At 66.8% G+C, this 19750-nt stretch carries 19 protein-coding genes; 12 read left to right on the plus strand and 7 right to left on the minus strand.

Annotated elements, in window-relative coordinates:
• Positions 1–56: 56 nt before the first annotated feature.
• The 6 genes from IFT58_RS03840 to IFT58_RS03865 all read left to right on the plus strand — a co-directional run bounded on the left by IFT58_RS03840 (position 57) and on the right by IFT58_RS03865 (position 7276).
• Positions 57–2438, plus strand: a complete 2382-nt coding sequence (locus IFT58_RS03840) for a TonB-dependent receptor (RefSeq protein WP_192093965.1) — start codon at positions 57–59, stop codon at positions 2436–2438.
• 100 nt (positions 2439–2538) lie between these two features.
• Positions 2539–3177 (plus strand): PepSY-associated TM helix domain-containing protein, encoded by a 639-nt coding sequence (locus IFT58_RS03845; RefSeq protein WP_192093966.1) that lies wholly within the window; start codon positions 2539–2541, stop codon positions 3175–3177.
• Positions 3178–3208: 31 nt separating this feature from the next.
• Entirely contained in the window at positions 3209–3727 is a 519-nt protein-coding gene (locus IFT58_RS03850; protein WP_188326413.1) for a DUF2271 domain-containing protein, read from the plus strand.
• A gap of 87 nt (positions 3728–3814) precedes the next feature.
• Positions 3815–4618 (plus strand): DUF4198 domain-containing protein, encoded by an 804-nt coding sequence (locus IFT58_RS03855; protein ID WP_192081479.1) that lies wholly within the window; start codon positions 3815–3817, stop codon positions 4616–4618.
• A 94-nt stretch (positions 4619–4712) separates the two neighbouring features.
• The gene (locus tag IFT58_RS03860) at positions 4713–5672 is read left to right on the plus strand and encodes an FAD:protein FMN transferase (RefSeq protein ID WP_192093967.1); all 960 of its coding nucleotides are present in this window, start codon (positions 4713–4715) and stop codon (positions 5670–5672) included.
• The gene (locus IFT58_RS03865) at positions 5669–7276 is read left to right on the plus strand and encodes a flavodoxin domain-containing protein (protein WP_192093968.1); all 1608 of its coding nucleotides are present in this window, start codon (positions 5669–5671) and stop codon (positions 7274–7276) included. Before IFT58_RS03860 ends, IFT58_RS03865 begins: the two co-directional genes overlap by 4 nt.
• A 14-nt stretch (positions 7277–7290) precedes the next feature.
• Here IFT58_RS03865 and IFT58_RS03870 read toward each other — a convergent pair whose 3' ends face one another.
• From IFT58_RS03870 to IFT58_RS03885, 4 genes are all read right to left on the minus strand, one after another.
• Entirely contained in the window at positions 7291–7890 is a 600-nt protein-coding gene (locus IFT58_RS03870; protein ID WP_192093969.1) for a HutD family protein, read from the minus strand.
• 233 nt (positions 7891–8123) lie between these two features.
• Positions 8124–8783: a murein L,D-transpeptidase catalytic domain family protein gene (locus IFT58_RS03875; RefSeq protein ID WP_223203037.1), complete on the minus strand. Its 660-nt coding sequence runs from the start codon at positions 8781–8783 to the stop codon at positions 8124–8126.
• 88 nt (positions 8784–8871) lie between these two features.
• A complete protein-coding gene (locus IFT58_RS03880; protein WP_192093970.1) occupies positions 8872–9930 on the minus strand; it encodes a L,D-transpeptidase in 1059 nt (352 codons plus the stop codon).
• Between the two features lie 323 nt (positions 9931–10253).
• The gene (locus IFT58_RS03885; protein WP_188326406.1) at positions 10254–10580 is read right to left on the minus strand and encodes a helix-hairpin-helix domain-containing protein; all 327 of its coding nucleotides are present in this window, start codon (positions 10578–10580) and stop codon (positions 10254–10256) included.
• Between the two features lie 343 nt (positions 10581–10923).
• On the opposite strand from IFT58_RS03885, the gene IFT58_RS03890 reads away from it, so the two are divergent.
• From IFT58_RS03890 to murU, 4 genes are all read left to right on the plus strand, one after another.
• A complete protein-coding gene (locus IFT58_RS03890) occupies positions 10924–12417 on the plus strand; it encodes a M20 family metallopeptidase (RefSeq protein ID WP_192081485.1) in 1494 nt (497 codons plus the stop codon).
• Positions 12418–12508: 91 nt separating this feature from the next.
• Complete coding sequence (locus IFT58_RS03895; protein WP_188326404.1) at positions 12509–12781, plus strand: GlsB/YeaQ/YmgE family stress response membrane protein; 273 nt, start codon at positions 12509–12511, stop codon at positions 12779–12781.
• Between the two features lie 52 nt (positions 12782–12833).
• Entirely contained in the window at positions 12834–13856 is a 1023-nt protein-coding gene (locus IFT58_RS03900) for a phosphotransferase (protein WP_192093971.1), read from the plus strand.
• Positions 13853–14566 (plus strand): N-acetylmuramate alpha-1-phosphate uridylyltransferase MurU, encoded by a 714-nt coding sequence (murU, locus tag IFT58_RS03905; protein WP_192093972.1) that lies wholly within the window; start codon positions 13853–13855, stop codon positions 14564–14566. Before IFT58_RS03900 ends, murU begins: the two co-directional genes overlap by 4 nt.
• Positions 14567–14998: 432 nt before the next feature.
• Here murU and hda read toward each other — a convergent pair whose 3' ends face one another.
• The 3 genes from hda to IFT58_RS03920 are packed head-to-tail and all read right to left on the minus strand — an operon-like array spanning position 14999 to position 18011.
• Complete coding sequence (hda, locus tag IFT58_RS03910; RefSeq protein ID WP_192081488.1) at positions 14999–15709, minus strand: DnaA regulatory inactivator Hda; 711 nt, start codon at positions 15707–15709, stop codon at positions 14999–15001.
• On the minus strand, positions 15706–16878 hold the full coding sequence (locus IFT58_RS03915) for an AI-2E family transporter (RefSeq protein ID WP_188326400.1): 1173 nt from the start codon (positions 16876–16878) through the stop codon (positions 15706–15708). The genes hda and IFT58_RS03915 overlap by 4 nt, the downstream gene beginning before the upstream one ends.
• Positions 16875–18011, minus strand: a complete 1137-nt coding sequence (locus tag IFT58_RS03920) for a DUF2066 domain-containing protein (RefSeq protein WP_192093973.1) — start codon at positions 18009–18011, stop codon at positions 16875–16877. Before IFT58_RS03920 ends, IFT58_RS03915 begins: the two co-directional genes overlap by 4 nt.
• Before the next feature lie 98 nt (positions 18012–18109).
• Here IFT58_RS03920 and purM point away from each other — a divergent pair, with 98 nt between their 5' ends.
• Together purM and IFT58_RS03930 are read left to right on the plus strand one after the other, a co-directional pair.
• Positions 18110–19171 carry a phosphoribosylformylglycinamidine cyclo-ligase gene (gene purM, locus IFT58_RS03925; RefSeq protein ID WP_342029532.1) on the plus strand — a complete coding sequence of 354 codons (1062 nt, stop codon included), beginning with the start codon at positions 18110–18112 and terminating at the stop codon, positions 19169–19171.
• A gap of 132 nt (positions 19172–19303) precedes the next feature.
• Positions 19304–19744: a hypothetical protein gene (locus tag IFT58_RS03930; protein ID WP_192093974.1), complete on the plus strand. Its 441-nt coding sequence runs from the start codon at positions 19304–19306 to the stop codon at positions 19742–19744.
• The last annotated feature ends 6 nt before the right edge of the window (positions 19745–19750 follow it).

Below are 19750 nucleotides of genomic sequence, written 5' to 3' on the forward strand. Positions count from 1 at the left end.
CCGCATGCCCTGCGCACCGGTGCGGCGCCTTCCTGCATCTTCTCGAGGTTACCGCCATGGCCCAGCGCCATCGTCTGCGTTCGTCCGTTTCCCGTACCGTTCTGTCCAGCGCCCTGCTGTACGCACTTGCTGCGCCGGCCTTGGCCGACGTCGCCGCGCCGCGCACCCTCGACCAGGTGGTCGTCACCGCATCCGGTTTCGAGCAGAAGATCACCGATGCACCGGCCAGCATCTCGGTCATCACCCGCGAAGAACTGGCCAAGCGTCCCTACATGACGCTGCTGGATGCCGTGCGTGACCTGGAAGGTGTGGACGTGGGCGAGACGCGCGACAAGACGGGCCAAGGCAGCGTCTCGATGCGCGGCATGGGCTCGGATTACACCCTGCTGCTGATCAACGGTCGGCGCCAGAACAACCACGGCGACATCTACCCGAACAACTTCGGTGGCAACCAGTTCAACCACATCCCGCCGCTGGATGCGATCGAACGCATCGAAGTGATCCGCGGCCCGGCCTCGACCCTGTACGGTGCCGATGCGATGGGTGGCGTGATCAATGTGATCACCAAGCGCAACCTGGACAGCTGGCACGGCTCGGCCACCGTCGGTCGCACGTTCGAAACCGATGACCAGTTCGGCGATGACACCACGGTCGACGCGTTCCTCACCGGACCGCTGGTGCCCGGCGTGCTCAACCTCAGCGCACGCGCCAGCTGGTACGACCGCAAGGCATCCAATCCGGTGTACTCGCCGTCCACCGATCCGGCCGGCGTCCAGCACACGCGTCCGCTGGGCTTCGGCGCAGGCGGCAAGACGGTGGACAACACCAACAAGGCGGGCGGTGTCAGTCTGGAGTGGAACGTCTCCGACGCGCAGCGCGTCACGCTGGATTTCGACACTTCGCGCCAGGAGTACGACAACTCGGTCAAGATCAACGACGCCGGCGTCGAGGAATACCCGGTCGGCACGGTGGACGGCATCGCCTCCATCTGGCGCGGCAACACCACCACCTGCATCACCCGCCGCAATTGTGTGCGCGCCGATCCGCGAGTGGGCTACAGCGCCAGCCAGGAGTTCACCCGTGATGCGTGGGCGCTTACCCACGAAGGCGACTGGAGTTTCGGCCGCAGCCTGGTGTCACTGGCCCACGTCGCCACCAACAACGATGGCCGCACGATGCCGTTCACCGTCGACGAACGCCGCCAGCTGCTGCAGATGCTCAACGCCACCGGCGCCTACGCCGGGCAGACAGAGGCACAGCGCCGCGCAACGGCCGAAGCCACCTTCCTGCCACGCCCGAAGCGCACGCTGGAGAGCGCGCAATACACCCTGGATGCCAAGCTGGACATCCCGTTCCAGGCCGCGGGCGAGCACATCGCCGTGGTCGGTGCGCAGGTCATCCGCGGTGAGCTCACCGACGGTGTGTTCGGCATGGAAACCGGCAATCCCGGGCAGACCCAGGACCACAACATGTATTCGGTGTTCGCCGAAGACACCTGGAACATCACCGCGCCATTCGCGCTGACCTACGGCCTGCGCTTCGATGACCACGAAGTGTTCGGCAACCACCTCAGCCCGCGCGTGTACGGCGTCTATACGTTCAACGACGCCTGGACCATGAAGGGCGGCGTCAGTACCGGCTTCAAGACGCCCAAGACCACCCAGCTGTATGACGGCGTCACCGGCTTCGGCGGCCAGGGCACCACGCCGCTGTATGGCAATCCGGATCTGCAGCCGGAAACCAGCACCAGCGCCGAACTGGCGGTGTACTGGCAGCATCCCGCAGGCCACAGCGCCAACGCCACGGTGTTCCACAATAAATTCGACGACAAGATCGCCAACCAGCCGTGCGGCCCGGCGCTGACGCTGGCGTGCAGCAGCACCGGTGAGTTCGGCGAGCTCGGCTATGCCAACAGCAACCGCACGGTGAACATCGATGAGGTGGTCATCCAGGGCGTGGAAGTGGCGGGCCGTTGGGCGATCAGCGAGCGCTTCGCGTTGCGCGCCAACTACACCTACACCGACAGCGAACAGAAGAGCGGTGCGGAAAAAGGCCTGCCGCTGGGCCTGAGTGCCAAGCACATGGCCAACGCCACCTTCGACTGGCAGGCTAGCGAGCGTTTCAACGTGTTCCTGACCGGCGAGATGCGCTCCAAGCGGTACCGGGGCGTCAGCACCCTCAGCGGACAGCCGCAGTACTACAAGGACTACACCGTTTTGCATCTGGGCGCCTCGTTCGAGGCAACGCAGTGGCTGACGGTCAACGCCCGCATCAACAATCTGCTGGACCGCGACTTCACTACCTACCAGGCCACCTTCAACGACCTGGACGGCGACGGCGCATTCGCGGACGGCACCAACGAGGTGCTGTTCGAAGACGACTACAACAACAAGGACAAGGCCCGCAGCGTCTGGGTGAGCCTGAACTTCTCGTTCTGACGACCCGGGTGTGACGGCCACTGGCCGTCACTCCCGGCTAATTGCGAACTATTCTCATCAATGCTGTAATGCCCCGTCTCCTTGAGCCCTACCCTTCCGCGTGAGCCGTTCCGTCTCTACCTCCGTGCAACAGCAGCAGAGCCGCGGTTTCTGGCTGCGGACGCTGCATCAATGGCACTGGATCAGCTCGGCGGTCTGCCTGATCGGCATGCTGCTGTTCGCGATCACCGGCATCACGTTGAACCACGCGGCGAAGATCGAGGCGACTCCGGACGTCCAGCATCGTCAGCTGGCTCTGCCTCCCGCGGTGCTGGACCAGCTCGGCGACCGCGAAGAGGGCAACGCACCGGTGCCGCGCGCAGTACGCCAGTGGCTGGATGGCGAGCTGGGCACCTCCATCGGCGGCCGCGCCGCGGAGTGGTCGCCGGAAGAAATCTACCTGTCACTGCCGCGTCCCGGTGGCGATGCGTGGCTGAGCATCGACCGTGAAAGCGGCGCGGTGGAATTCGAATCCACCTCGCGCGGCGCGGTGTCCTACCTCAACGACCTGCACAAGGGCCGCAACGCGGGCCCTGCCTGGGGCTGGTTCCTGGATCTATTCGCCGTTGCCTGCCTGGTGTTCTGCATCACCGGCCTGTTCCTGCTGCACCTGCATGCGCGGCAGCGGCGCATGACCTGGCCGCTGGTGGGCCTGGGCCTGCTGATTCCGTTGCTGATCGCCCTGCTGTTGATCCACTGACCTTTCCGTCCCCTCCCTGCTGGAGCCGCCCATGCGCGTCACCCTCACCATCGCCCTCAGTGGCCTGCTGGCCACCTCGCCGGCCTACGCAACCACCCTGGACATCACCGTCGAGGTGCCCAAGCTCAACGTTGCCGAATACCACCGGCCTTACGTGGCAGTGTGGCTGGAAGGGGCCGACCAGAAGGTCGCCGCCAACCTGTCGGTGTGGTACCAGCAGACCGGCAACAGCGAAGGCCATGGCACCAAGTGGTTGCCGGACCTGCGCCAGTGGTGGCGCAAGAGCGGGCGCACGTTGGAGGTTCCCGTGGACGGTGTGACCGGCCCGACCCGCCCGGTCGGCACGCATGCGCTCTCGTTCAAGGACAGCCAACCGGCGTTGAAGCAGCTGGCACCGGGCAACTACACCCTGGTGGTGGAGGCAGTGCGCGAAGTCGGCGGCCGCGAGCTGGTCAAAGTGCCGTTCACCTGGCCGGCGAAAACCGCGCAGGCCGGCTCGGCCCAGGGCAGCACCGAACTGGGCAAGGTCACGCTGGCCGTGAAGCCCTGATCCCTTACGTCCTGCGGTCGGTCCCGTTCGCGTAGCAACTGGGCCCGACCCCTACCGCACTTTTTCTTCTTCCGGAGTCACACGCCCATGAAGCGCACGCTCGTTCTCGCCGCCGCCCTGGCCGCCGCCCTTCCCTTCTCTGCCCTTGCCCACAAGGCATGGCTGCTGCCGTCGCAGACCGTCATCGCCGGTACCGACCCGTGGATCACCGTGGACGCTGCGGTGTCCAACGATCTGTTCTACTTCAACCATGTGCCGATCCGCGTGGAATCGGTGGTCGTGACCGCGCCGGATGGCAGCACCGCAGCGCCGCAGAATGGCGCCACCGGCAAGTTCCGCAGCGTGTTCGACGTCGAACTGAAGCAGGCCGGCACCTACCGCATCGCCTCGGTCAACGATGGCCTGTTCGCCACCTATGAACTGAACGGCGAACGCAAGCGCTGGCGCGGCAACGCGGCGACGTTCGCCGAGCTGCCGAAGGAGGCGAAGAACCTGCAGGTCTCCCAGTCGGTGGGCCGCGTGGAAACCTTCGTCACCAACGGCGCACCCAATGCCACGGCGCTGAAGCCGACCAACAAGGGCATTGAGCTGATTGCCGCAGGCCATCCCAACGATCTGTTCGCCGGTGAAGAGGCCACGTTCCGCGTGCTGGTTGACGGCAAGCCGAGCGCTGGCCTGGAGTTCGAGATCGTCCGCGGCGCCACGCGTTACCGGAATGCCCAGGATGAGATCAAGGTCACCAGCGACGCCAAGGGCGAGATCAAGGTGACCTGGCCGGAGGCCGGCATGTACTGGCTGGAAACCGGCACCGAAGACAACAAGACCTCGGTGAAGCAGGCACAGAAGCGCCGCCTGAGCTACGTGGCCACGCTGGAAGTGCTGCCCCAGTAACGTCGATACCGGTGGGTGACGGCCACGCACCGTCACTGCAGAATGGGTTGCCGGGCACCGCCCGGCGCTACCGGAAACACGTACACCGATCCCGATGACCGCTTCCCGCCTCGATACAGCCCGCCTCGGCGGCACCACCATGGGCACCACCTGGAGCGCTTCGCTGGTCGTGCCCGGAACCCGTGACCTGCACGCGCTGCATGCCGGCATCCAGTCCCGGCTGGACCGCGTCGTGGCACAGATGAGCACGTGGGAGACCGGTTCCGATGTGAGTCGCTTCAATCGGGCGGCAGCGGACACGTGGCACCGCATGCCCCCGCAGACACGCACGGTCGTGGACTGCGCCTGCGACATCGCCCGGGCCAGCGACGGTGCATTCGACCCCACGATCGGCCCCTTGGTTGCGTTGTGGGGATTCGGTGCGCACGCTGCGCCGCGCGGCCGCCCGGATGATCGCGCACTGGCCGCCACCCGCGCACGCTGCGGCTGGCAGCAGGTGCAGTGGAACGACGACGCGCTGCTGCAACCCGGTGGGCTGGAGCTGGACCTGTCCGCAATCGCGAAAGGTTTCGGCGTGGATGAGGTCGTGCGTTGGCTGCGCACGCAGGACATCGAAGCGGCGCTGGTCGAGGTGGGCGGCGAGCTGCATGGCTACGGCAGCAAGCCGGACCGCACGCCGTGGCGCGTGCTGGTGGAATCCGCACCGGACGAGGACGCGACCACGCCCACGCCGCCCCGCGTGCTGGCGCTGAGGGATCAGGCCGTAGCGACCTCTGGCGATCGCTGGCACCAGTACCAGTACGATGGCGAGCACATCAGCCACAGTGTCGACCCACGCAGCGGCCAGCCCGTACGCCGCGCGACCGCAGCGGTCACCGTGGTCGCCCCGACAGCCATGCTCGCCGACGCGTGGGCCACCGCGCTGACGGTGCTGGGCGTGGATGCCGGACTGGCCCTCGCCACGCGCCTGCACCTGGCCGCGCGTTTCCTTGAACGCAGTGCGGACGGTCCACGCGAAGAGCTGTCCCCGGCATTTGAAGCCTTGCTGCCATGAACCTGCGTCCGTCGCGTGCGCTGCTCGGCAATGTGCTGGTGATCGGCGCGTTGCTGCTGATCGCCGCCCTGCTGCTGCGCCTGCACGTGGACGACAGCGGGTGGCAGGTTGCCCCGCGCCCGCGTGACTGGCTATGGGCCGTCACCAGCCTGCTGGCCTACGTCGGCCTGTGTGGCGTGCTGTGGTGGCGTACGCGCCCGCGCATCGAGCGCGTGGACCCCAGCCAACGGCCCGTGCTGGTCGTGTGGGCCAGCCAGACCGGCTTTGCCCTGCAGTTGGCCGAACGCACGGCCGATGCCCTGCGCAGTGCCGGGCTTGCCGTCCGCCTGCGCAGCATCGAAGCGCTGGATGCCACGTTGCTAGCGCAAAGCGATCGGGTGTTGTTCGTTGCCAGCACTACCGGCGAGGGTGATCCGCCGGATCACGCCGCGCCCTTTCTGCAGCACATGGACCAGCCCATGCCGAGCCTCGCGCACCTGCAGTACGGCGTGCTCGCGCTGGGGGATCGCAGCTATGACCACTACTGCGCGTTCGGCCATCAATTGGATGGCTGGCTGCGCCGGCACGGTGCACGCGCGATGTTCGATACCGTCGAAGTGAACAATGCCGATCCAGCCAGCCTGCGCCATTGGCAACAGCTGCTCGGCCAGCTGGGGGGTGCACCCACCGAACAACCCGACTGGACCGCCATCGACTACCAGCCATGGACGCTGGTGCAACGCGAACGTCTGAATCCCGGCAGCGTGGGCGGGCCGGTGCACTGGCTGCGCCTGCGGCCTCCTGTCGACCAGGCCGACGTCCGCTGGCAGGCCGGGGACATCGCCGAGATCGGGCCACGGCATGCACCTGCAGTGGTTGATGCCTGGCTGCGGTCGCACGCGCTGGACGGGGACGCGCGGCTGGATGACGGCCAGACCCTGCACCAGCACCTGTCCCGCTCGCACCTGCCCGGCGTGACCGCAGGCGGTGATCTGCCGACCCTGCTTTCCCTCCTGCAGCCATTGCCGCACCGCGAGTATTCCATTGCCTCGGCCGCGCACGAGGACGCCGTCGACCTGGTGCTGCGCCGCCAGGTGCGCGACGACGGCACCCCGGGCATCGGCAGCGGCTGGTTGTGCGACATCGCGCAGCTGGGGGACACGATCGACCTGCGGGTACGCCGCAATCCGAATTTCCATGGCGTTGCCGCAGACGTCCCGTTGATCCTGATCGGCAACGGCACGGGTATTGCCGGCCTGCGTGCGCACCTGCGCGAGCGCGACGCCGCAGGTGCCAGCCGCAACTGGCTGCTGTTCGGTGAACGCAGTGCCGCCCACGATTTCCACTTCCGCACAGAGCTGGAGCAGATGCAGCAGCGCGGCATGCTCGAGCGGTTGGACGCGGTATTCAGCCGTGATGGCGCGCCGCACCGGTACGTGCAGCACCGCTTGCAGGCAGAAGCGCCGCTTCTGCGGCGATGGGTGGACGACGGCGCAACGATCCTGGTCTGCGGCAGCCTGCAGGGCATGGCGCCGGCCGTGGACGCGGTGATTGAAGAAGTGGTGGGGGCAGAACGCAAGGACGCCCTGGTGGTCGCCGGGCGTTACCGACGCGACGTGTACTGACGCAGCGCGACGGACTATCCCGATACCCGGATCGCCAGCAGCTCGCCACCGCCGTGCAACGCGTACCGCGTGCGCTCACCTGCCGCCAACCACGCCGTATCGCCCTGCTGCATCGGGGGCAAACCACCATCCGCGTCGAAAGCCGCCTGGCCGGCAAGCAGGTGGATGGCCCACGCGACCGTGGGCTCGGTGAAGAAATACATCGGCCCCACGATGGGACGGTGCAGTACCTCCGCAGCCAGCAGGCCGCGTCGCCACATCAGGTTGAAATCGTGGGTGACGCCGTCGACCAGCTCGCCGTGCAACGCGTCCTCGCCGGCAAACCGCACCCGTCCATGCGGAGGCAGCACCTCCTGCACGCGACCATCGTCGAAGCGCAGGCGGACCCCATTGCCGTGCAGCAGCACCAGCTCGCGCTCCACGCCCGGGAAGGTCGAGAATGCAGCGTCGCGTTCGATCTCCGCGATCGACAGGCGCAGCGCCCAGTCGTCGCCGGTTGCCGGCAAGCGCAGGATTTCCCGCGTCCACCCCAATCCATTGCGCCAGCGTTCGCGACGATAGTCGACGCTGTGGATGACCTGGGTGGGATGCTGCAGCGTGGTGGCGATGTCCATCCCGATAGTGTGCCGTGTCCTAAGCCAGAAGCGGTAGAGCCAACGGTAGAGCCGACTTCAGTCGGCTGCTTGCCCGCGGGATGACAAAGCAGCCCGCCAGGCGCAGGAGCAGCCGACTGAAGTCGGCTCTACCCTCGCCTGCTTTTGCACCAGACGCAGGAGCAAACACGGTAGAGCCGACTTCAGTCGGCTGCTTATGCCTCGGATGCCGGAGCAGCCGACTGAAGTCGGCTCTACCGCTGGGCCAGCGCGCCGCCGCAATCGGCGTCCAGCAGCTGGGAGCGCTTCAGCCAGTCCTGGTCCGGGTAATACGCGAACACCATCGTGCCGCCGCTCAATGCATCGATCAGTGGCTTGGCGACTTTCAGCCGTACTGCCGGACAGCCGAGGCTGCGGCCGAGACGGCCCTGCATCCGCGCCATCGTCGGATTCACATAGGGCGCGCCGTGGATGACGATGGCACGCTCGCGTGCGTGGTCATTGAAGCCCGGCTCCAAGCCGTCCAGCCGCAGCGAGTAGCCGTTGCCGCCGACATACGTTTCCTGTGCGGTGAAGGCCCCGATGCTGGACATGAAACTCCCTTCCCGGTTCGAGAAGTGCTCGGTACGGTCGGCACCGCTGTTGCGTCCATGTGCCACCCATTCCTCGAACAACAGCCGCTGGCGCCGCAGATCGAACACCCACAAGCGTTGCTGGGTGGACGGTCGCGAGTAGTCGATCACGCCCAAGCGGTCCGGCACCACCCCCAGTTCCGGCCGGCGCAGCGCACAGCGCATTGCGCTGGCCGCCAGTTGCAGCACCTTGCGGTCGGCATTGGGCGCTACCCGGGCCAGGATAGCGCCGAGGTCAGCACTGGCGCCCGGCGATGGCCGGGACTGGGCGTAGGCAGGCATGACGCAGGCCGACAACAGGCCGACGGCAGCCAGCCAGTGACGGCGTGGCGGATTCATCAGAGCAGTGGGGCGCTATCGAACACAGACGTTACAGGGTGGACCCGACCGGCTCGGATTCCAACACCGGCTGCATGCCCGGTTCAGCCGCGCTTGGGCGCACCGCCGGCAACGAGGTCACCAGCAACGTGGTGCCCGGAACCAGCGCCGCGTAGAGGTGGCGGGCAAAATCCGCGGGGAGGGCCATCGGCAGCGACGGCGTCGCCAACAGGTCCGGCGAGGCGTCTGCCGCCGCTTGGCCCAGCAACGGATAGGCCGTCCAGCGGTGCAGGCGCTGGTGGTTGTCCAACGGACTGGGGGTATCGGTGAACCCTTCGCCCATCACGAACAACGTGGTGCCGGCAAACGCGGGCAAGGCGGACGCCTCCAGCGGCGATTCACCGATCAGCACACCGTCGCGCAGCACGTAGACGCGCTGATCGTGCAGGCTGACCAATACGCCGACCTGGCCGACCGGCGCCGCGGCGTCGTTCCAGTACGCGCCCGTCGCGTCGGTGGTGGACACTTCGGGCAAGGCCACGCCACGGCTGCTGACCGGGGCCAGCACCGCGGGATAGGCCAGTGTCATCGGCGAGCTCTTGGCATCGGCGACCACCACGGTATCGCCGCGCTGGGTCGCGCTGAACAGCTTCTGCGCGAAGGCCTGAGGCAGCCGGACACAGCCGTGCGACGCCGGATGCCCGGGCAGCGCCCCGCCGTGCAGCGCGATCCCATCCCAGGTCAGCCGCTGCATGTAGGGCATCGGCGCGCTGTTGTACAGATTGGACCGGTGGTCCTTGTCTTTCTGCAGGATGGTGAAGACCCCGGTCGGGGTCTCGTGGCCTGTCTTGCCCGAACTGACCGTGCTGACGCCGATGGCGATGCCATTGCGGTACACATACGCCCGCTGCTCATCCAGGCTGACCACCAGCACGATGGGGCCGGACGGTGAAATCTCGGGGTGCCAGAGATACTCGCCCGGCTTCAGATCGGTGGGCCCGCGGACCGTGGCCTCGACCGGTGCCGGTGCCGGCTTCTGCGCGAAGGTCGTCGCAGGAACGGCCAACGCGACGGCGCTGGCGAACATCAGGGAACAACGCAGCAGTCGCATCGGTAACGTCATCCAGGGCGTGGGGACTCCACGCTATCGTGTCCGGTCGCCGGAAAAAAGATTGCCCGGCGACACACCATGTGTCGTACCGGGCAACTGTCACATCCGTGTCGACCTCCTGCCGCCCCGCGCATCCTGCGATGGGGGCAGCGTGCTCCGTGCACGGAGGTCGCGATCATCCCTGGTTGTCTATCCCAGCCCCTTCCACAGGTCTGTGATGCCACCCTCCTGGTGCAGTTGACGCCTCCCTGCGCCGGTCGCTGCCGTCACGTCCCGTGACCGGCCCTGATCCACGTCCTGTGGATCGCGACAATCCCCTTGTGTCATCGCCTGGGTACGGAGCGCACCGGTACCGCTCCGGGTACCGGATCCACCGATGACGTCCTGTCACCGAGGGTGATCCGCTGTCGATTCCGTTCGACGATTCCTTTCCCTATGCCTTTCACCTGCGTCAGGTCCTCGACGCGATGAAAAGGCCCGTGCTGCTGCCTGTGCTCGACGATCGCGGCGGCCCGGCTGGGCCCCACCATCGTCAATCCCTGCTGCAGTGCAGTGGCATCTGCGAGGTTGATGTCGATCCGCTCGGCCGCGAAGGCCTGACCGATCCACAGTCCCAGCAACAGTGCCCTTGACACGATCCACCAAGGCACGACGTTGTTCTCCTTGTGATCCGGACCCGCTCCGACCGTCTTCCCGTCGGTTCGAAACAGTGTCCGTCACCACATGTGCACAGCCTATCGTCCACTGACATTTCTAACAGCCAGCTAAATACCCGACGTCGTGTAGGAAAACCCCTACCCCCTTGAGCGCCAGCTGACAGGCCAGTCACGACAAAGGCCGGCGCGTGAGGCCCCGTCATGGCGCTACGTGCGCCCGTGGACAGCAGGGTCGGTAACGGCCGCCCTCACCGCGTCCGCTCCACCGGGCCCCGCGGTCGCCCCATCGCGGCCAGCGTAGAATGGGCGGATCAGTCATTTACAACCGGAGTTCCTGATGGACAGCGCCAAGCTCGGCCACTATGTCGACAAGAAGTGGGATGACGAAATCGTCCCGCAATTGGTGGACTACATCCGCATCCCCAACAAGTCGCCGATGTTCGACGCCAACTGGGTGCAGAACGGCTACATGGAGCAGGCCGTTGTCCTGATGGAAACCTGGGCCCGCGCGCAGGACATCCCCGGCCTGAAGGTCGACGTGGTGCGCCTGGAAGGCCGTACGCCCCTGCTGTTCCTGGAGATCCCGGCCAGTGGCAGCGAGACCGGCGATGACACCATCCTGCTTTACGGCCATCTGGACAAGCAGCCGGAAATGACCGGCTGGGATGATGATCTGGGTCCGTGGATCCCGGTACTGCGCGACGACAAGCTATACGGTCGCGGCGGCGCTGACGATGGCTACGCGATCTTCGGCTCGCTGGCCGCCGTGCTGGCGCTGCAGGCCCAAGGCCTGCCGCATGCCCGTTGCGTGATCCTGATCGAAGCCTGCGAAGAGTCGGGCAGCTACGACCTGCCCGCTTACGTGGACCATCTGGCTGACCGCATCGGCAAGCCGTCGCTGGTGGTCTGCCTGGATTCGGGCTGCGCCAACTATGACCAGCTGTGGTGCACCACCTCGCTGCGTGGCCTGACCGGCGGCAACTTCTCGGTGAAGGTGCTCAACGAAGGCGTGCACTCCGGCGATGCCTCCGGCGTTGTGCCGTCCAGCTTCCGCTTGCTGCGCCAGTTGTTGTCGCGCATCGAAGACCAGGACACCGGCCGCATCCTGATCGACGGCATGCAGGTGGAGATCCCCGCCGAGCGCCTGGAGCAGGCCAAGCGCGCTGCCGACGTCGTGGACACCGCCATCTTCGACAAATTCCCGCTGGTCGATGGGCTGAAGCCGATGAACGACGACCTGACCGAACTGGTGCTCAACCGCACCTGGCGTCCGGCGCTGTCGGTGACCGGTATCGGCGGCATGCCGACGCTGGAATCGGCGGGCAACGTCCTGCGCCCGCATACCGCGGTGAAGCTGTCGCTGCGCCTGCCGCCGACCGCCGATGGCAAGCGCTGCGGCGAGCTGTTGCAGGAAGCCTTGCTGAGCGATCCGCCGAACGGCGCGGAAGTGACCCTGGATCTGGAAAAGGCGTCCAGCGGCTGGAATGCGCCGGCGATGTCGTCGTGGCTGACCCAGGCGATCGACGATGCCAGCCAGACCTTCTTCGGCAAGCCGGCGATGTACATGGGTGAAGGCGGCTCGATCCCGTTCATGGGCATGCTGGGCGAGAAGTTCCCGGGTGCGCAGTTCATGATCACCGGCGTGCTCGGCCCGCATTCCAATGCACACGGTCCGAATGAATTCCTGCATATCCCGATGGGCAAGAAGGTCACCGCCTGCGTGTCCAAGGTGATCAGCGAACACCATGCTGCCAGCCTGCGCGGTGAGACCAGCGGTTCGCCGGTGGCCGCCGACAGCGGTACCCGCCACGGCGACCACGGTTGCTGCTGATCGGTTGCTGCTGATCTGACGCGGAGGTGCCCGCCGGTGGCCGGCACCTCCCGTAGACTGGGCTGACCTTTTTCTCGTTGGAGTCCCGCGCATGGACGGTTTGTTCGGCAGCACCAGTTGGCTCTACATCATCCTGGTCGGTTTCGTCGTCGGATTGCTGGGTCGCTTCTTCATGCCGGGCAACAACCGCATGGGCTGTCTGCTGACCATCGTGCTGGGCATTGTCGGCGCGTTGCTGGCAGGCTGGTTCGGCCAGTACATGGGCTGGTACGCCGCCGGTGAACCCGCCGGTTTCCTGGGCGCCGTGCTGGGTGCCGTTGCCGTACTGGCGCTGCTGCGCCTGGTCAGCGGCGGCCGACGCTGAATCCTCTTTCCTTCTCGATGCTGGTGCCTGCGGGTGCCCGGATGTTTCCTGCATGAACGATCCTGCTTCCCATCCCGAGCGCACGGCGCAGCGTCTGCAGTGGGCGCGCCTGCGCCTGGACGATGCGACGGCTGTGCTGGAGCGCGCTTCGGTCGATGCGGGCATGCGCAGTTACTGGCGCGCCACCGGCCGCACCGGCACCCATATCGTCATGGATTCCCCCCCGGGCCTGGAGGATGTACGGCCGTGGCTGCGCATGCGCGGTCTGCTGGCCGCGCAGGGTCTGCGGGTTCCTGCCGTGCTGGCCGAAGACCTCGAGGCCGGCCTGCTGTTGCTGGAAGACCTGGGCGGCCCCACCCTTGCCAAAGTCATCGCGGCGGACACCGCGGATGCGTGGTTCGAGCGCGCGATGGATCAGTTGCTGGCCCTGCAGCAGATGCAGGTGCCGGATGATTTCGGGCGCTTCGGTGAAGCCCTTCTGCAGCGCGATGCGGGCCTGTTCGACACGTGGTTCCTGCAGCGCCATCTCGGCATCACGCTGGAGGTCGATGACGCGCAGCAGCTGCAGCATGTGCAGCAGTTGCTGATGGACAACGCGCTCGGCCAGGCACAGGTGATGACGCACCGCGATTTCATGCCGCGCAACCTGATGCCCGTCGCCGACGGCCCGGCCGTGCTGGATTTCCAGGACCTGGTACGCGGCCCCATCGCGTACGATCCGGTGAGCCTGTTCAAGGATGCGTTCCTGAGCTGGCCGCTGCCGCAGGTGGATCGCTGGCTGGCACGTTATCACCAGCGCGCGCACGAAGCCGGCCTGCCGGTGCCGACGCGGGAGGTCTTCCTGCGCGACGCCGATTGGTTGGGCATCCAGCGCCACCTTAAATGCCTGGGCATCTTCAGCCGGCTGCGCTACCGCGATGGCAAGGGCCATTATCTGGACGATGCACCGCGTTTCATTGCGTACCTGGACGAAGTGCTGCCGCGTTACCCGGAACTGGCCGGACTGCAGCACCTGTTGGACACGCGCATCAAACCCGCGATGTCAGCGCTGTCCGAGCCGGCGATGGCACGATGAAGGCGCTGATCTTCGCGGCGGGTCTGGGCGAGCGCATGCGCCCCCTGACCCTGCACACGCCCAAGCCGCTGCTCAGCGTCGGTGGCAAACCGCTGATCGTGTGGCACCTGGAGCGGCTGGCGGCGCTCGGCATCCGCGACGTCGTGGTCAATATTTCATGGCTCGCCGAGGCCTTCGCGCCGACCCTGGGCGATGGCAGCCAGTGGGGCGTGCAACTGCACTTCGTCAACGAAGGCGACACGCCGTTGGAGACTGGCGGCGGCATCTTCAATGCCCTGCCCATACTGGGTGACACGCCGTTCCTCGTGGTCAACGGTGACATCTGGACGGATTTCGATTTCGCCACGCTGCCACGCGAACCGGCGGGCCAGGCGCACCTGGTGATGGTGGACAACCCGGCGCAGCATCCGAGCGGCGATTACCGCCTTGATGCCACCGGCGTGCTGCACCATGACCGCGCCGGCGAGTGCCTGACCTACGCCGGCATCGGCGTCTACCGCCCATCGATCGTGGACGACTGGCAGCAGGTGATCGGTACCGCACCGGGCAGCGAGCGCACGCCGCCGCGCTTCAGCGTGGTGCCGCTGCAGAAGCATTTCATGGCGCAGGGACGGGTCAGCGGGCAGCACCATCGCGGCCGGTGGACCGACGTGGGCACGGTGGAGCGCCTGCGTGCGCTGGATGCGGAGTTGGGTCGGTCGAACGGGTGAGACCCCCTCGCGGGTGGCTTGGAGCCGCATCTGGGTTTGGGCCGGGCGGTGGGGCTGGGCGGGGGACGCGCACAAGTACGTCCATGTAGCGCTCGTTTCGCGCCATCCATGGCGCTCAACGCCCCCGCCCAGCCCCACCGCCCGGCCCTGACAGGTTCCGGGTGCCGCCAGCCGCGTATGAAAAAAGAAGAAAAGCGGTAGCGCCGACCCATGGTCGGCGAGCGCAGCGGGCTGTTGGCGGAAACATTCCGCCGAGCACGGCTCGGCGCTACCGCGGACCTCGTTGACCCGTCTGGTGGAGGGAGCCCCTGAGTCAGGGGCGGGCGCGAAGCGGCGGGGTGTGGGTGCTGGTGAGACGGGGCCCGTGGTTTGCGAAGCAAAGCGTGGGAGCGGCAGCGCGAATGCGATGACGTGGCCCCCCCGGCCAAAGCCTCAATACCGCGGGCGGCCGTCTTCCAGCACTTGCCGCAGGAACGGCACGGTGATGCGCCGCTTGGCCGCCAGTGATTCCCGGTCCAGCCAGTCCATCAGCGTGATCAGCCCACCCAGCTCACGGCCGGAGTGCGATAGCAGCCAGTCGATGGACGCCTCGTCGATCGACAGCCCGCGGCGCAGCGCGCGGTCCCGCAGCACCGCCGCGCGTCCTTCTTCGTCGAGCGCCTGCAACACCACCCGCACGCACTGGCCCAACCGCGAGCGCAGGTCGGGCAGCACGAGCCCGAGATCGGCCGGTGCCACCTGCGCGGTGTACATCACCGTCGTACCGGCAGCGCGGGCACGGTTGTGGAAATCAAACAACGCCACTTCGTCGTCGCGCGATCCGGCGATCGCATCCAGGCCATCCAGCACGACCAGATCACGCTGCTCCAGGCCTTCCAGTGCAGCGCGCACACGGCCGGTGACGGCTGACAACGGCACATAGGTCGGTGTCCGACCGGCCTGCTCGGCACTGGAACACGTCGCCAGCGCCTGATGGGTCTTGCCGGTGCCGGCCGCCCCTTCCAGATAGACCCAGTCCTGGCTCGCCCCCACCGCGATCGCGCGCAGCTGCGCCAGCGCACCGTCCGGCGCGCCGATGAAGGTTTCCAGCCGTTCGTCCTGCGGGTAATGCAGGGCCAACGGAAGCTGCGGTACCGCGCTCACTTCGTCTCCGGGCCCTTCGGCGTGGTGTCGATGATGATGGTGGGCTTGTCGATGTACGAATCCAGCACGATGGACGGCTTTTCGCCGGCGTACAGCTCACTTTCGCGATAGCGCTGGTGGGCGTAGCGCAGCAGCACGTTGCTCACCGCCGCGACCGGCAGCGCCAGCAACATGCCCAGGAAGCCGAACAGCTGGCCACCGGCCATGACCGCGAAGATCACCGCGACCGGGTGCAGGCCGATCTTGTCGCCGACGATGCGCGGGGTCAGCACGTAGCTTTCCAGCAGCTGGCCTACCGTGAACACCACGCCGACCAGCAGCAGCAGCTTCAGGTCGAAGCCCTGCGACTGCACCAGGGCGGCAACCACCGCCATCAGGATCCCGGTGGTGGCGCCCAGGTAGGGAATGAAACTGATCAGGCCGGCGATGATGCCGATCAACAGACCCAGGTTCAGGCCGACCAGGGTCAGGCCACCGGCATAGATCACGCCGAGCGCGATCATCACCAGGAACTGGCCACGGATGAATGCCCCGAGCACATCGTTGGACTCGCGCGCCAGCTGGGTGATGGTGCCCACATGATTGCGCGGGATGACCGAGCGCACGCGCTCGACCAGCAGGTCCCAGTCACGCAGGAAATAGAACGCCAGGATCGGCAGCAGCAGCAGGTTGACCACCCAGGTCACCATCGCAAAGCCGGAACGCTGCACGTAGCCGAAGAACTGCTTGGCAATCCCACCGGCCTGCTGCCAGTGGCTGCGGATGTAATCCATCACCCGCTCCGAGTCCAGCCACTGCATCACTTCCAGGCCGGTCTTCTGCTCGAACCAGGGAATGCCCTTCTCCATCAGCCAGGCCTGCGCCTGCGGCGCCGAAGCGATCAGCGTGCTGATCTGCCGTTCGATCATCGGCACCAGGATCAACAGCAGCGCGGTGATCACCAGCACCATCGCGACGAACACCAGGATCACGCCGGTATTGCGCGAGCGCCCGGTCGCTTCGATCCGATCCACCAGCGGATCGCCCAGCCAGGCCAACGCCAGGGCCAGTACGAAGGGGGTCAGGATGGGCGCCAGCAGCCACACCACCCAGCCGATCAACAAGGCCACCGCGACGAACTTGACGCGTCGCAGGAAAAGGGCGATTTCCGCCTCGGGGGTGTGGATCATCGCAGGCGGTACTCGGTGCTGGCCGGGGCCGGGTTCTGTTCGTCGCCTTCCAGGGTGATCGCCACCGGCGCGACCGGCACCAGGATGCCGTCTTCGCCCAGCATGCGGTTCAACCCGGCCAGGCCGGTGGTCATTTCAAGATTCAGTTCCAGGCGGCTGCCCACCGCGCGCAGCGGAATGGCATCACGCACCACCGGCACCTGGCGCAGACCGGCTGCCATGCGCATGTAATCGTCCGCACTGTCGATGCCGGTCACCACGATGCGGTAGGTCCCGGCCTGGCCGGTTGCGGCACCGGCCTTGGCATAGCGACGCACCAGTGCGTCGGCGGCACCGTCGGCGCCAGCAGCCATCGCGCGCATCGCGTTCGCATCCTTGGTGGTCCACTTGTTCAGCTCGCGGCCGTTGTCGACGAACACCCAGTCCGCCGTCCAGCCGCCGTCGGCGCGGTACAGCTTGCCGATCAACTGCATGGGCGGGGCGTAGCGTGCCGATGCCCGGGCCACCGCGCCGCTGTCCTGGCGCCAGATCGCACCGACCAGCGCCTGCTCGGCCGTGCTTCCCGCGGGCAGGCCCAGCTTGTAGCCGCGCTCGACCGCACGCGCCAGCACCGGGCGCACCGCATTGGCCTGCGGCACACTGACCAGCCGCGGGCCGCTGCCGTCATCGATGGCCAGCCACAGCACGGGTTTGGGACGCGGCTGCGGCCACACGGGCAAGCCCAGCGCGGCCACCATGGCATCCACATCATCCTCGCGGAAACGGGCCACCAGCAGGGTACGGAAGCTGGGCGCACCGCTCACGCCGGTGCTCTGGTCCTGTTTGTAGTCATAGCTCTGCACGTAATCCTTGGCATTGCGCAGTGCCTGCACCACGCCCGGGCGGGCCGTGATGTTGCGGTCGCCGGACAACTTGCCCAGCACTTCGGCCAAGGCGCGCGACATACCGCCATTGCGGTCCGCGTCGCTTTGGCCACGCACGGGCACCTCGGCCTCGTACGCGCCGCTGGCGGTTGCCACGTCTCCTTCGGTGCGCATGCCGCTCTGCGCCAAGGCAGCAAAGGGCAGGCACGCTGCAAGAAGCAGGGTGAAGAACGTGGTCCTGAGGGGGCTGCGGGGCATCTGGACTTCCATTGGCTCGACGTATCCGGGGAGATTGTTGCCCGAATAGGGTCTTTGCGCCAACGTGGCCTGTTAAAATCGGGATCTCACCCTTGCCAGCGCCGACGCCCGTGACCAACAGCCCGTCCTCCGCCCCTACGCCCCTTACCTACCGCGACGCGGGTGTCGACATCGATGCTGGCAACGAACTGGTCGAGCGCATCAAGCCGCTGGTCAAGCGCAGCTTCCGCCCCGAGGTGATGGGTGGGCTGGGGGGCTTCGGTGCGCTGTTCGACCTGTCCAACAAGTACCGCGAGCCGGTGCTGGTGTCCGGCACGGACGGCGTGGGCACCAAGCTCAAGCTGGCCCAGCAGTTGGGCCGCCACGACACGATCGGCATCGATCTGGTCGCGATGTGCGTGAACGACGTGCTGGTGCAGGGTGCCGAGCCGCTGTTCTTCCTGGATTATTTTGCCACCGGCAAGCTCGACATCGACACCGCCGCAGCGGTGGTGGGCGGCATCGCCAATGGCTGCACCGAGGCCGGTTGCGCCCTGATCGGCGGCGAAACCGCTGAAATGCCCGACATGTATGCCCCGGGCGAGTACGACCTGGCCGGCTTCACCGTGGCGGGCGTGGAAAAGAGCGAGTTGAAAGACGGCGCCAGCGTTGCCGAAGGCGACGTGCTGATCGGCATCGCCTCCTCCGGCCCGCACTCCAACGGCTACTCGCTGGTGCGCCGCATCTATGACCGCGCCGGCCAACCGGCCGATCTGGTGCTGGACGACGGGGTGAAGCTGGTGGATGCGCTGATGGCGCCGACCCGCCTGTACGTGAAGCCGATCCTGGCGCTGCTGAAGACTCACGGCGAAGCGATCCACGGCATGGCCCACGTCACCGGCGGCGGCCTGACCGAGAACATCATCCGCGTGGTGCCCGAAGGCCTTGGCCTGGAGATCGACGCGAAGAGCTGGACCCTGCCGCCGGTGTTCCAGTGGCTGCAGCGCGAAGGCGCGGTGGCCGATGCCGAGATGTGGCGCACCTTCAACTGCGGCATCGGCTTCGTGCTGATCGTGGCGGCGGATCAGGTCGCTGCCGTGGCCGACGCCGCCGCCGCGCAGGGCCTGCAGCACTGGACCATCGGCACGGTCGTGCCGGCCGTGGAAGGCGCCGAGCGCGTGCATATCGGCTGATAGCGGATCCTCAACGGGTAGCGCCGAGCCATGCTCGGCGGACTGCCTGAAACGCCCGCTGCGCTCGCCGAGCATGGCTCGGCGCTACCGGCGCCGGGGCCCCTGCCCCATACGGCCACCAAGGAGACCGCCATGTCCACCATGCCCCTGAGTGCGCAGGACGCTGACCATCTGCGCCTGCTGTCGATCTTTCATTACATCGTGGCCGGAATCACCGCGCTGTGTTCGCTCATCCCGGTGATCCACCTGGTCATGGGCCTGGCCATCGTCACCGGCAAGCTGCCGATGGAAAGCCAGCAAGGCAACGAACCGTTCGACCCGCGCCTGTTTGGCTGGTTCTTCGTTGCGTTCGCCGGTGCGTTCATCGTCGGTGGTCTCACCCTGGCCGGCTTCATCGCCTATGCCGAGCGTTGCCTGGCACAGCGCCGCCGCCACCTGCTGTGCATGGTCGTGGCCGGCATCGCCTGCTGCTTCATGCCCTTCGGGACGGTGCTGGGGGTGTTCACCCTGATCGTCCTGCTGCGCCCGTCGGTCAAGGCCGCGTTCGGCGTTGCTCCCGTTACCCAAGCCTGAGGCCCG

Source organism: Stenotrophomonas sp. CFBP 13718 (genome assembly GCF_014842145.1).
In the GTDB taxonomy this organism is placed as follows: domain Bacteria; phylum Pseudomonadota; class Gammaproteobacteria; order Xanthomonadales; family Xanthomonadaceae; genus Stenotrophomonas.